The organism is Pedococcus sp. P2_D9 (genome assembly GCF_056404275.1).
Genome location: NZ_JBFUEI010000003.1, coordinates 462137 through 474209, shown reverse-complemented (window position 1 = coordinate 474209; position 12073 = coordinate 462137). Strand labels below are relative to the sequence as shown.

General features: G+C 71.5%; 13 protein-coding genes. 5 read left to right on the top strand and 8 right to left on the bottom strand.

Going from position 1 to position 12073, the window contains the following annotated elements:
* Positions 1–132: 132 nt before the first annotated feature.
* Positions 133–483 carry a hypothetical protein gene (locus AC1DXJ_RS07245; protein WP_477636693.1) on the bottom strand — a complete coding sequence of 117 codons (351 nt, stop codon included), beginning with the start codon at positions 481–483 and terminating at the stop codon, positions 133–135.
* A gap of 212 nt (positions 484–695) precedes the next feature.
* Between AC1DXJ_RS07245 and AC1DXJ_RS07240 the strand changes: the two genes are divergently transcribed.
* Positions 696–3992, top strand: a complete 3297-nt coding sequence (locus AC1DXJ_RS07240; protein WP_477636692.1) for a S8 family serine peptidase — start codon at positions 696–698, stop codon at positions 3990–3992.
* Positions 3993–4087: 95 nt separating this feature from the next.
* Here AC1DXJ_RS07240 and AC1DXJ_RS07235 read toward each other — a convergent pair whose 3' ends face one another.
* Together AC1DXJ_RS07235 and AC1DXJ_RS07230 are read right to left on the bottom strand one after the other, a co-directional pair.
* On the bottom strand, positions 4088–4522 hold the full coding sequence (locus AC1DXJ_RS07235) for a hypothetical protein (protein ID WP_477636691.1): 435 nt from the start codon (positions 4520–4522) through the stop codon (positions 4088–4090).
* A 35-nt stretch (positions 4523–4557) separates the two neighbouring features.
* Entirely contained in the window at positions 4558–4827 is a 270-nt protein-coding gene (locus tag AC1DXJ_RS07230; RefSeq protein WP_477636690.1) for a DUF7218 family protein, read from the bottom strand.
* Positions 4828–4996: 169 nt separating this feature from the next.
* Here AC1DXJ_RS07230 and AC1DXJ_RS07225 point away from each other — a divergent pair, with 169 nt between their 5' ends.
* Both AC1DXJ_RS07225 and AC1DXJ_RS07220 read left to right on the top strand, forming a co-directional pair.
* On the top strand, positions 4997–5512 hold the full coding sequence (locus tag AC1DXJ_RS07225; RefSeq protein ID WP_477614550.1) for a DUF6328 family protein: 516 nt from the start codon (positions 4997–4999) through the stop codon (positions 5510–5512).
* A gap of 19 nt (positions 5513–5531) precedes the next feature.
* A complete protein-coding gene (locus AC1DXJ_RS07220; RefSeq protein ID WP_477636689.1) occupies positions 5532–6182 on the top strand; it encodes an MBL fold metallo-hydrolase in 651 nt (216 codons plus the stop codon).
* 2 nt (positions 6183–6184) lie between these two features.
* Here AC1DXJ_RS07220 and AC1DXJ_RS07215 read toward each other — a convergent pair whose 3' ends face one another.
* A complete protein-coding gene (locus AC1DXJ_RS07215; RefSeq protein ID WP_477614548.1) occupies positions 6185–6334 on the bottom strand; it encodes a hypothetical protein in 150 nt (49 codons plus the stop codon).
* 100 nt (positions 6335–6434) lie between these two features.
* The gene (locus AC1DXJ_RS07210; protein WP_477614547.1) at positions 6435–6683 is read right to left on the bottom strand and encodes a DUF2630 family protein; all 249 of its coding nucleotides are present in this window, start codon (positions 6681–6683) and stop codon (positions 6435–6437) included.
* 58 nt (positions 6684–6741) lie between these two features.
* On the opposite strand from AC1DXJ_RS07210, the gene AC1DXJ_RS07205 reads away from it, so the two are divergent.
* Both AC1DXJ_RS07205 and AC1DXJ_RS07200 read left to right on the top strand, forming a co-directional pair.
* Positions 6742–8721, top strand: a complete 1980-nt coding sequence (locus AC1DXJ_RS07205) for a DUF362 domain-containing protein (RefSeq protein ID WP_477636688.1) — start codon at positions 6742–6744, stop codon at positions 8719–8721.
* Complete coding sequence (locus AC1DXJ_RS07200) at positions 8718–9851, top strand: NAD-dependent epimerase/dehydratase family protein (RefSeq protein WP_477636687.1); 1134 nt, start codon at positions 8718–8720, stop codon at positions 9849–9851. Before AC1DXJ_RS07205 ends, AC1DXJ_RS07200 begins: the two co-directional genes overlap by 4 nt.
* Here AC1DXJ_RS07200 and AC1DXJ_RS07195 read toward each other — a convergent pair.
* Genes AC1DXJ_RS07195 through AC1DXJ_RS07185 form a run of 3 tightly spaced genes read right to left on the bottom strand, consistent with a single transcriptional unit; the run spans position 9799 to position 12072 of the window.
* Complete coding sequence (locus AC1DXJ_RS07195) at positions 9799–10509, bottom strand: hypothetical protein (protein ID WP_477636686.1); 711 nt, start codon at positions 10507–10509, stop codon at positions 9799–9801. The genes AC1DXJ_RS07200 and AC1DXJ_RS07195 overlap by 53 nt on opposite strands.
* A 13-nt stretch (positions 10510–10522) precedes the next feature.
* Entirely contained in the window at positions 10523–11311 is a 789-nt protein-coding gene (locus tag AC1DXJ_RS07190) for a hypothetical protein (protein ID WP_477636685.1), read from the bottom strand.
* Positions 11312–11316: 5 nt separating this feature from the next.
* Positions 11317–12072, bottom strand: coding sequence for a hypothetical protein (locus AC1DXJ_RS07185; RefSeq protein WP_477636684.1), 756 nt, complete (start codon positions 12070–12072; stop codon positions 11317–11319).
* Position 12073: the final 1 nt, after the last annotated feature.

The window sequence follows — 12073 nt, the reverse complement described above, 5'->3', positions numbered from 1 at the left end:
TCCCTTCGTGTGTCACGACCTCGTTGTCGCGCACGATTTGCAACCTACGACCCTTCGACGCCAGGCGGAAGATGCAGCGGGGGGACAGTGCACCCGGAGTCGTGGGCCCCTGCGGCTGGGCCGACGCCGTCGTCATCCGCCTCCACTGATGCCATACGCGACGACACCCAGGAAGGCCACGAGCACGAGCAGGAGGACGGGGATACTCAGCGCGGTGGCCGCGACGGCGAGTCTGCGCTCGCGCGGGCTCGCCCCCTCGGCCACCTGTGGCGCTCGGCTGGCCCTCGACAGGGCCCAGACCGCCAGGCCAAGGGTGACAGGGAAGCTCCACAGGTAGAACCGGCCGGACGCGAAGCCGCGGACCGCCCCCACCCAGCCCTGAACGTCAGCGAGGGCCATCAGATGTGGCGTGACCGCCACCAGTGCCACCACCACGGTCCACCCCTGCTCGGGGCGTTGACCGCGCTGGCGCCGCGTCGACACAACTCGACGATAGGGGCTGCGCGCCACACCGTCACACCTGGCAACGCACGTCGGCGCGGGGCGCTGACCAGCAGTTACTGACCAAGAATTTACCCATGCCGCCCATAGCGCCGGTCATGACTCGGGTCACACTGACTCGGTTCGCCCCGGCCAACCCGGGTGCGGCGCCTGCAGCTCAGGAGGACCTGCAGGATGACTGAAGGGACACCACCGTGACCGGACGACGCATCACGCGCCGCGGCATCACGACGATCGCTGGGATCGCTGCGGCAGGACTTGTCGCAGCAGCAACCGCCCCCATGGCGGGCGCAGACCCAGGAGACCGCGTAGCCGGAAATGACAAGGCCCCCACGGCCCAAACGGCCCAGGGCAAGATCAAGAAGCCGAAGGCGAACGACAAGCTCGGTCAGCACGACCGCGAGCTGCTCACCCGGGCCCAGGACAAGGGCACCCCGCGGGTGACCATCATGGTCGCCACCGGCAAGGGGCAGGCCACCGCAACCGCCAAGAGCATCAAGGCCGCCGGCGGCTGGGTCGCCAAGGTCAGCGACAAGTACGGCTACGTGAGCGCCAGCGTGCCGACCGGCAAGGTCGACGGGCTTGCCAAGTCCTCGTCCGTCCTCGCGGTCGACCTCAACGAGTCGATCCCGCTCCCCAAGCCCGAGGCGGAGCAGCCCGCCGGGGCAGCCCTGGCCGCGCCGCAGCCGGCACCCGGTGCGGGCACGCCGAATGACAACCCCTACATGCCGACCCGCGACATCGGCTCGATCGCCTTCAAGAACGCCCACACCACGTGGGACGGGCGGGGCATCACGATCGGTGTCATCGACTCGGGCGTCGATCTCGACCACCCGGCCCTGCAGACCACCAGCACCGGCGAGCGCAAGATCGTCGACTGGGTGACGGGCACCGACCCGCTGATCGAGAGCGACGGGTCCTGGCGCGCCATGCTCACGAGCGTGACCGGTCCCAGCTTCACCGTGGCCGGCGTCGCCGGCACGTGGACCTCGCCCGAGGGCACCTACAAGTTCCAGCGCGTGGCGGAGAGCATCTCGGCCAACGACGAGGCGGCCGGTGACTTCAACCGCGACGGTGACAAGACCGACCGCTGGGGCATCCTGTACAACGAGACCACCCACGACATCTGGGTCGACGCCAACCAGGACCAGACGTTCTCCGCCGCCGAGAAGATGCGGCCCTACAAGGAGCACTTCGACGTCGGCCACTTCGGCACGGACAACCCGGCCACGGCGATCGCCGAGTCGATGCCCTTCACCGTCGAGTACCGCGAGGACGTCGACCTTGCCCCCGCGGGCCTGCCCGGCCAGAAGGCCGACTTCGTCAACATCGGCGTCGTGGAGGCCGCCCACGGCACCCACGTCGCCGGCATCGCAGCCGGGCACAGCCTTTTCGGCGGAGCGATGGACGGTCAGGCGCCCGGCGCCAAGATCGTCTCGACCCGCGCCTGCTCGTGGGGCGGTGGCTGCACCGCCGTCGCGCTGACCGACGGCATGGTCGACCTCGCCGAGAAGCGCGGCGTCGACGTGATCAACATGTCGATCGGTGGCCTGCCTGCCCTCAACGACGGCAACAACGCCCGGGCCCGGCTCTACGACGCCATCATCGACGGCGGCGTCCAGCTGGTCATCTCGGCCGGCAACAGCGGCCCCGGCATCAACTCGATCGGTGACCCGTCGGTCGCCACGAAGGTCATCAGCGTCGCCTCCTCGGTGACGAAGGAGACCTGGCTGTCCAACTACGGCGCGGAGGTCTCGTCGGCCTTGGCACTGCACAACTACTCCTCGCGCGGCCCTCGTGAGGATGGTGGCTTCAAGCCCAACGTCATGGCCCCCGGGTCGGCGGTCTCCTCGATCCCGACCTGGCAGCCTGGTGGCGCCGTCCCCGAGACCGGCTACTCTCTGCCTCCGGGCTACGCGCACTTCAACGGCACGTCGATGGCTTCGCCGCAGACTGCCGGCGGCGTGGCACTGCTCCTGTCGGCTGCCAAGGCCACTGGTGTGGACGTGACCACCCGACAGCTGCGCGACTCGCTCTACAGCTCGGCCGACTACGCCACGAACGTCGAGGCCATCGGGCAGGGCGCGGGTCAGGTGGACGTCCCCGGAGCCTGGGAGCTGCTCAAGACCAAGCCGTCCGCGCAGGACATCACCACGACGGCCCCGGTCTGCACGCCGCTCTCGGACCTCCTCGCGACGCCCAACGAGGGTCCGGGTGTCTTCAACCGCTGCGACGCAGCGCACGGCGGCCAGGTATCCGGCGAGACCAAGACCTACATCGTCAAGGCGACGCGCACGAGCGGAACCGGTGGCCGGGTGGCGCACAACCTGCGCCTCGTCGGCAACGACGGCACGTTCTCGCTGCCGACCACCAGCCGTCCGATGCCCAAGGGTGAGTCGGTCGACATCCCGGTGAAGGCCCGCACGAGCACCCCGGGTACGCACTCGGCGATCCTGGAGATCGACGACCCGGCGACCAAGGTCGTCGACCAGCGCGTGCTGCTCACCGTGGTCCTCTCGCAGGACCTGGCGGCACCGTCCTACGCGAAGTCCACGTCCGACTCCGTCGAGCGCAACCTCACCAAGAAGGTCTTCGTGACGGTCCCGCAGGGCGCCAAGGCCCTGCAGGTCAACCTGAGCGGTGTGCAGGCAGGTGGCCAGGTTCGCTGGATCGCCTTCAACCCGTATGGCGTTCCGGTCGAGTCGACGTCGTCGCTGGTGTGCTTCACCAACTTCAGCGACCCGTCGTGCAACAGCACCTCACGGAGCTATGCCAACCCGCTTCCCGGCATCTGGGAGCTGGAGGTCGAGGCCCGGCGCACCACGCCGACCCTCGCCAACCCGTTCACCATCGCCGCCGCGGTCCAGGGTGTGGTCGTCGACCCGGCGTCCCAGACCCTCGCCTCGGTGACGGCGGGCCAGCCGGCTCCCGTGTCGTGGACGGTGACGAACCAGTTCGGCCAGGTCAGTGCCACGCTTCAGGGCGGGGTCCTCGGCAGCGCGGTCTCCGGCCGCAACACGATCGCCAACCACGAGGTGAAGGAGTTCCAGGTCGTCGTGCCCGCGGGCGCCACTCGCCTCACGGCAACGATCGGGCGGCCGTCCGACCAGGGCGCCGACCTCGACCTGTTCGTCCTGCGCGGCGGCACGATCGTCGCCCAGCAGGCCGACGGCGACTCCGAGGAGTCGGTGACCATCACCAACCCGGTGGCGGCCACCTACACCGTGCGGGTCGACGGTTACGCCGTGCCGAGCGGCAGCACCCAGTACGACTACCTCGACGTGTTCTTCAGCCCGGCGCTGGGTTCGTTGACGGTCCCCGCGACCGCCCTCGACCTCGCGCCCGGTGCCTCGGCGCCGGTCTCGGGCCAGCTCACGGCGAACGCAGCACCCGCTGCCGGTCGTCAGCTCTTCGGTGAGATGCGCGTCCTCTCCGACCAGGGCGCGGTGCTCGGCACCGGCTCGGTCGTGGTCGGCTCCGTCACGCCGTAACCACCTCACCACTGGACCCCGCAGCCCTCGTGGCTGCGGGGTCCAGTGCTTTCTCGCTGGTATGCCGCGTGCCCGAGCACCCGGCCCACGGAAAGTCAGCGCTCCAGCACCTCGTCCACCCAGAGCGGCCGGCCCTGTTGGCAGGTGGTCGCCATCCCATTCACCGCGGTGCCCCGCAGCGTGACCGTGTCACCGGCCGCCAGCCCCGCCGTGTGACCCACCAGGAGCCACAAGCCTTCGCCCTCGCCCAACAGCAGGCAGCGGGCCCCCACCCCCTCGACCACCGTGCCTGCGACCGTGATCACTCGCCCCCGGCCCGCGGGAGAGGTGACAGTGAGGTCCTCGGTGAAAGAGGACGGCGAGGACGGCGAGGACGACGACGCCGAGGACGGCGAGGACGAGGACGACGACACTGGGGTGGTCGACATTGGGGTGGTCGAGGTCGGGCCCAGCGCAGGGGTGTCCCCGGCCACGCTGCAGCCCGTGACCGCCAGCAGCAGGCACCCCGAGATGACCATCCGCATCCTCACGCTCCCATCATCACCCCGTGCAGGACTCCCGTCACTCAGTGGCTGCGCAGGGCGTTGACCAGCTCGGCCTTCGACATGGAGGACCGACCGTCGATCCCGATCTCCCTCGCACGCTTCATCAGCTGGTCCTTGGTCCAGTCGTCGTAGTCACCACTCCTCCCGCCCTTCTTACCGACCGCGGAGCGGGACGAGTTGGCAGCGGCGTTGGAGATGCGGGCGGCCTTCTCCTTGCTGGCACCGTCGTCGCGCAGTGCTTCGTACATCTCCGGGTCCTTCACGGACGGCCCTGGCTTGCGTTGCGGCATGACAACCTCCTGATCCGTCGGGGCGCCGGTCGGGGACTCCGACCGGGCGACTTCCACGCTCAGCCTCGTGCCCACCGACCGCCACCCCAAACCCCTCCTGGGCGGGATCGGGTGACGAGCTTTGCTGTGGTGGTGGTTTGGACCGGCACCTGTGAGGTACATGTGGATCATGACCGAGGACACTCTCAACCGTGGGCGCCACGAGACCCCAGAGGAGAGGCTCGACCGCAACTGGGACGAGCTGCTCCAGGAGCTGCGCGTCGTGCAGACCGGTGTGCAGATCTTGGCGGGCTTCCTGCTGACCCTGCCGTTCCAGCAGCGGTTCACCGAGATCGAGGACGTCGACCGGACGGTCTACCTCGTCGCGTTCTGCCTCACGGTGGTGGCCACGGCGTTCCTCGTCGCTCCGGTTGCCTCCCACCGCCTGTTGTTCCGCAGGCGTGAGAAGGCCACTCTCGTCGCCATCGCCCACGTCTGCGCGCGCATCGGCCTGGTCGCCCTCGCCCTCGCGGTCAGCACCGTGGCCTTCGTCATCTTCGACGTCGTCACCGGCACGGGCGGGGCGGTCACCGCCGCGACTGCCATCCTCCTGCTCTTCCTCGTGAACTGGCTGGTGCTGCCCCTGGGGCTGCTGCGCCGCGACCAGGCCTCCGGGCGACGGGCCTCCGCGGGTGACCACACCTGAGGTGCGCGAGGATGAGGGCATGCCGGACATCGCACCTTCCCCGGGCGGCGTGCGCATCCAGCGCGTCGTCACCGCAGGCACCTTCGACCGACCCGAGGGCGCCCTCACCCTCGAGAACAACACGTGGGTCATCGGCGACGACTCGGAGTGCCTGGTCATCGACGCCGGCCACGACGGCCGCGCCATCGTGAGGTCGATCCCGCGCGAGCAGCGGGTCCAGGGCGTCCTCGTCACCCACGGTCACTTCGACCACCTCGATGCGGTCGGTGAGGTCTGCGACGGCACCCGCGCCCCGGCATACCTGCATCCACGGGACCGGTTCCTGTGGGACGAGCTCTATCCGGTGACGCCGGACCGCGAGCTGGCCGACGGCCAGGCGCTGACGGTCGGCGACGTGGAGCTGCACGTCCTCCACACGCCGGGCCACACGCCCGGGTCGTGCTGCTTCCACGCACCTTCGCTCGGGGTCGTCTTCACCGGCGACACCCTGTTCCCGGGCGGGCCCGGCGCGACGCGGCACGACTACAGCGACTTCGCCACGATCATCGAGTCGGTGCGCAGGCTGTTCAGCCTGCCCGAGGACACCGTGGTCCTTCCCGGGCACGGGGACTCGACCGTCATCGGCAGGGAGCTACCCCACCTGCAGGAGTGGGTCGAACGGGGCTGGTGAGGTCAGGTGAAGAGCAGCACGCCGGCGATGACGAGCAGGACCGCAGCCGCGTAGACGAGCAGGACTGCGACGGCGATGGCAGCGGCGCTGTGGCTGAGCCACCACTTGGTCTCGTGGTGGGGGACGTGCAGGTGGGCGAGTGCTGTGCGCATGGGCGCACCCCCTCGGGGTTGGGAACCGGCCTGCTTCGAGAGTAGGACGCCCACCCGATATGTCCAGTCAGCCACGCCGCCCACCGGGTGGCCGCGAGCCTCAGCCCCGGTAGTTCTCCACCGTGCCGGCGTCCCGGACCTCGGCGCTGGCCGGGTCGTCCCCGAACTCGCGCTTGGCCCGTCGCTGACGAAGCAGGTCCCAGCACTGGTCCAGCTCGACCTCGATGGTGCGAAGCCGCTGGTTCTCCTCCTCGACGCTGATCTCGCCGGCGCCCAGGCTGCTCCGGAGCCCGTGCTCCTCGTCGATGAGTCCCCTGATGTGCTGCTGGATGTCGATGTCGTCGGCCACCCGATCACTATGGCACCGCCCACTGTCGGTGGCGAGGACGCGCTGGTTTCATTGACGCGTGGCACCGCTGGGCGTGCCGAGCCGGGATCCGCTGGCCTGCATCGTGGTCAGGGGCGGGGACGTCGACGCCTTGGCCACCGCCGCCCGCCGGCTGGACGCCTCTTGGCAGGGACCCGCCCTCGTCCTCGCCCGCCTCTGCCAGCCGACCCCCGTGAGTGCCGTCGCGGTCCACGCGGTGGTCGACCTGCTGCACGATCGGGGATGCGCGCCGGTGACGGTCGGCACCAGCCTGCATGCCTACGACCGCGACCGCGGGCACCACTCGGTGGCCGACCTCGCGCGCCGGGCCGGCCTGCAGGGCCGCACGTCGCGGGGCCGGTCCTACGACGTGGTCGACCTCGGCGCAGCGCTCGTCGAGGCGCCGGTGCCCGACACGAGTGTGCTGTCCGGTCACCAGGTCTCGCGCCTGTGGGCCGAGGCCGGTGCGCGGGTGGTGCTCGCCCGAGCCGTCACCGACCTCGTGCACGGGTATGCCGCGTGCCTGGCCACGCTGCTGGGTGCGGCACCGGAGGTCGCCGGCGCAGATCCCGGCGACGTCGCGGGCGACCTGCTCGCGCACCTACCCCCCACCCTCGCGGTGGTGGATGCCCTGTCCGCCAGCGTGGGACCGGACGGCGCCCGACTCCCGCGGGTCATCGACAGCAACGTGATCGTGATCGCGACCGACGTGCTCGCCGCCGACAGCGCGTGTGCCGCCCTGCTCGGGCTGGACCGCTCCGCGTCAGGCCTGATGGAGAGGTCGATCCTGGCCCACGGCGCCCCGGCGGGCCTCCTCGAGGGGCGGCTGGCGCCCCTCGCCGGTGCGCACACGGCGCACCCCCTCGCCCGCGCCGCCGCGCGATCGGTCGCTGCCGAGCCCCGACTGGCGCGAGTGCTGAGCGCGGCCACCGGAGGTCCGGACGAGGGGGCGCGACCTCCCGATCCGGTGCTCTCCACCGTGCGAGCCGTGCTGACCCCGCTCGTGGGCGCGGCGGACGACACCGTGGGACACCTGCCCCTCACGACGATCCTCGGTGGTGTCGCCACCCTGCGACAGGGGACGCTCGCCTGGGCGACCGGCGCGGAGAAGGCGACCGTCGACCGCCGGGAGGTGCCGTTGGGCTTCGACCTCGCGGCATTCGAGGAGGCGGCCTTCGACGGACTCCCGGCCTTGGTCGCACCGTTCGAGGCCCTGCTCGACGGCGTGCCGGACAACGCCGACGGGATGCGCTGGCGGCTCGTGGACGGCGCCACGGTCTTCGAGGTGGGACGCGACATCCGGGCCGACTTCGACGAGTTCGTCGCCCGCGTGGACGTGGCGGCCGGGATCAGCCTGATGGCCGACTACCTGGGTGGCCGACGGGTCGTCCTGTCGAGTCCGGCCGGCGGACCGGGGAAGGCCGCCGTGGCTCGCACCAGACAGGCCGAGCGCAACCTCTACCTTCCCCAGCCCAACTACCTGGCCGCCTGGGGCGGCGAACCGATCGACGTCTGCAAGATCGAGCTCGTCGAACGAAGCGCCGACTGGCACCGGCTCACGTGGCGAACTGTCAAGAGCCCCAACGGTTCTGCCGAGTTCGACGACGGCAGCCTGACGTTCAGCCGCACCACGTCAGGCACGCACGCGGTCGTGCGTGGCCGACAGCTGTTCGCCCTCCCCACCGCCTGGGCCGGGGTGGACCTGGCGGCTCTCCCGGAGCTGCGCAACCCGCTCCTCGAGGAGGCCTACCGGAGGTTCTTCACCACGACGTTCGACAACCTCGAGGCATGCTTCGAGGGACGCGAGTTCCGCATCGGGCGCCCAGCGATGGACCCCACCGAGCCGCTGCTCACGCAGTCCCTCGACCTGCTGCTCGGCGCCGTCAGCCAGTGGCTGGGAGACACGACCGACCGCGGAGACCCCGCGACTGCGGCCGGGCGCCGCGGACCGGGCACGAGCGGGTCGGCCGTCGACGACGTGGACTCCCAGGGCTTCCGGCACGTCAGGGGGCACCGGTGAAGGTCGCGGTCACGGGCGCCACGGGCATGGTCGGCGGACAGGTGGCGAGCGCCGCGCTCGCGGCCGGTCACGAGGTCCTGGCCGTCACCAGGCCCGACCCCGAGCGGCGCGAGGCGACCCTCCGGATCGGCGGACACCTGGTGCCGAGGGCCGCGGCGGCCCTCACGGACAGCGCATCCCTCGCCCGAGCGCTGCGCGGCTGCGATGGCCTGGTCCACTGCGCCGCTGTCTACGCCTTCGGGGCGGCGCGCGCGGGCGAGGTCGAGCGGGTGAACACCGAGGGCACCAGCGCCGTCCTGCACGCAGCCGCCGCGGCGGGAGTCTCCCGCGTCGTCGTGACCACCTCGTCGGTCACGTGCGGTTCGAGCCTGCTCCCTCGGGCGAGGTCGGAACACGACCACCTCGGCACCGAGCCGGCACCCGCCTACTACGCCAGCAAGGTCGCCCAGGAGGAGGTGGCGCTGAAGACCGGGCAACGCCTCGGCCTACCGGTGGTGCTGGCCCTGCCGACCGTCGTGCTCGGCGGGCCGTTCACCCGCCTCGCACCCAGCAACGCCATCGTGCTGCGCTACCTCCTCGACCCCACCCGCAGCACCTTCGCGGGCGGCTGCAACGTGGTCGACGCGCGCGACGTCGGCGCCGGACACGTCGCGCTGCTCGAGCGCGGCGTCGCCGGCGAGCGCTACCTCCTCGGCGGCGAGGACCTCAGCTGGCGGATGCTGCACGCCCTCGTCTCCGACCTGGCGGGGCTGCCCGGACCGTTCGCGGAGATGCCCGCCGGGAGCGCGTGGGCCCTGTCCGCCGCAGCCGAGTGGTGGGCCGGGCTGCGCGACGAGACCCCGCTGACCACGCGCGAAGAGGCCTCCACGGTCGGCCGGTTCTACTGGTACACCTCGGCCAAGGCGCAGGACCTCGGGTATGCCGCGCGACCGGCTCGCGCCGCCGTCGCCGCCTCTTTGGCGTGGTTGGCCGTCAGCCCCGACCTGCCGAGGTGGGCGCGAGAGGGCCTGCGGCTGCACCCGGAGGTGCGCGCCGCCCGAGAGCTGGTGGCGGCCCCCCTGGCGGGTGCGAGCGACCTCAGTCCGCGACCTCGACGGTCACCTCCAGCGTGGCCTCGTCGCCGCCGCTGACCTCCACCCGCCCGACGTACTGCTCACCCGGCTGGACCACGTCCTCGTCGAGGTTTGCCTCGATCCGCACCTGGTACTCACCGCCGGCAGGGATCGTGACCCGGTCGGGGTCGACGCTCAGGGTCACCGCCACCACGGTGCCGGTGGCGTCACGCAGCTCGCTCGGCTCCAGCTCGACTCGACGCGCGCGCGGGTGGCGGTTCACGACCGTGACCGAGGACTGCGCGGTCTGCCCGACTGCGGCCCGCAGGAGCACCCGCGCCCGCCGCACCCCGTCGTCCTCGTCGTGCGGGGGTGCCGGCGGGGCGGCGCCGTTGCGGGTCTCCGTGGCCCCTCGGCGCGTCCGGGAGCCGGCACCGGCCGTCGTGGCGTCGCTGATGATCCGGGCAGCGCTCCGAGTGCCCAGCGCCATCAGGTCACTCGCGTAGTCGAAGCCGAGCGCGCCGGCCTCCCGCCAGTAGCGCGCACCCTCGCGACTCACGGCGTCGAGGTAGGCCCGGCTCGTCGACGACCGGTCCACGTCGCCGGACAGGGTGGCCCGCCCCAGCTCGAGGGACTGCTTGGCGAGGGCCGCCTGGGCCTGAAGGGCTTGTCGGGCGAGCTCGGTGATGCGCGCCAGGGTCTCGTCCGCGGCGGCGGTGTTCTTCGAGTCGGTCATCTCGGTCCTCCTGTCAGCAGCAGCATCCGCAGTCACACCCGACCTCGACGGCGTCGCAGTCCGCGGGGAGCACCACGACGGCCACGCGCTGCGACCGGGCGCACCCCTCGAAGCGGACGTCCGCGTAGGCGCTGGCGCACGAGTCCACGTCGGTCGCCCGCCTCGTCCTTGCGACCGTGACGTCACCGGCGACATCGAGCGTGGCCGTCGCGCCCCTGCCCTCCTTGGTGTCCTTGGTGTCCTTGGTGTTCGACGACCCGTCGTCGGCTGAGCCACGGGTCGAGAGGAGCAACCGGACGACCCGGTCCTCACACGGCCCCAGGACGAGCTTCTTCTCCTCCAGCTCGGCGCGGATCTGGAGGTCGTCGCCCGAGCAGCGGTGCCAGGGCCCGATCTCCAGGGACACCTCGCGCTCCCGGCGCCACGGGTTGTGCAGCCGGAAGGGCACCACCCGGACCTCACCAGCCCTGGCATGCACGACGACATCGGCCTCCGGTACGCAGCAGTCGCACGCATCGCCGCACCCACAGCTGTCGTGACACCCACAGTCCTTCGCGCCGCAGTCCCTCTCGCCATGGTGGTGACCCTCGTGCTGGTGACCCTTGTGGTGGTGAGCCCCGTGCTGGTGACCGCGCGCGCCGCCGGGAGCACCCGGCATACCCAGGCCGGCGGCGGCCACCACCGGCGACCAGGCCTGTGACCACTGGTCCCAGGCCGCGGTCGACTGGTCCATCCACTGCTGCACGGCGCCGGCGAACCCGTCGCGGAGGGTGGTGAGGTACTCGGGTGCGGTCGTGCTCATGCTGATCACTCCGATGGGTCGCGGGGCAGGATGATGACGTCGAGATCGGCTGTGCCGACAGGGATCCGTGCGGTATGCCGCCTGGTCGGGTCGAGCTCCTCAGGCACCGTGAGGTGGCCCTCGAGGACGGCCGTGCTGCCGGGTGCCAGGGTCGCCGCAGCAGTCAGCGTCAGGGTGACGTCTGGACCGGCGTCGGGGTCCGGGCTGCCGTCGTCGGTGTGAGCGCGCACGACCGAGGCAAGGGGGATGGTGAGGTTGCCGTCGTTGGTGACGGTCAGGGTGAGCGCGTTCGCTCCCACGTCGGCGAGGACGCGGCGCGGCGAGACGTGCATCGAGAGGTCGGCCTCGACCCGGAGCACCGCTTCCCGGCGGATGCCCCCGACCTCGACCTCCGCGGCGTACTCGCCCGGTGGGGTGTCCGGATCGAGCCGGAACGACACCGGCAGGTCGGCCGTGGCACCGGGCGCGATGACCGCGGCGCCAGACCCGGTCAGGGCCGCTCGACCAGTGCGGTGCAGGGTCAGTCCCCGGACGGCGACCCGTTGGTCGACGGCGTTCTCCACCGAGACCGTGGCGCGCACCAGGCTCGGCGGCCCGGTCAGGACGATGGTGTCCACGGCTGGCTTCTTCGCGGGGGCGCGCGTCGTGCCGGCGGCAGCCTTGGTCGCGGCGGTCCCCTTGGTCGCGGCGGCCGCCTTGGTCGCGGCGGCCGCCTTGGTCGCGGCGGTGGCCTTCGTCGGCTTGCGTCGGGCGGTCGTCATG

What these genes read in the sequence shown, in the direction of transcription:
- AC1DXJ_RS07230 (WP_477636690.1), bottom strand. Translation starts at nt 4,827, where the DNA reads ATGCCGCAACGCAAGCCAGGGCCGTCCGTGAAGGACCCGGAGATGTAC.
- AC1DXJ_RS07190 (WP_477636685.1), bottom strand. Translation starts at nt 11,311, where the DNA reads ATGAGCACGACCGCACCCGAGTACCTCACCACCCTCCGCGACGGGTTC.
- AC1DXJ_RS07220 (WP_477636689.1), top strand. Translation starts at nt 5,532, where the DNA reads ATGCCGGACATCGCACCTTCCCCGGGCGGCGTGCGCATCCAGCGCGTC.
- AC1DXJ_RS07215 (WP_477614548.1), bottom strand. Translation starts at nt 6,334, where the DNA reads ATGCGCACAGCACTCGCCCACCTGCACGTCCCCCACCACGAGACCAAG.
- AC1DXJ_RS07225 (WP_477614550.1), top strand. Translation starts at nt 4,997, where the DNA reads ATGACCGAGGACACTCTCAACCGTGGGCGCCACGAGACCCCAGAGGAG.
- AC1DXJ_RS07195 (WP_477636686.1), bottom strand. Translation starts at nt 10,509, where the DNA reads ATGACCGACTCGAAGAACACCGCCGCCGCGGACGAGACCCTGGCGCGC.
- AC1DXJ_RS07185 (WP_477636684.1), bottom strand. Translation starts at nt 12,072, where the DNA reads ATGACGACCGCCCGACGCAAGCCGACGAAGGCCACCGCCGCGACCAAG.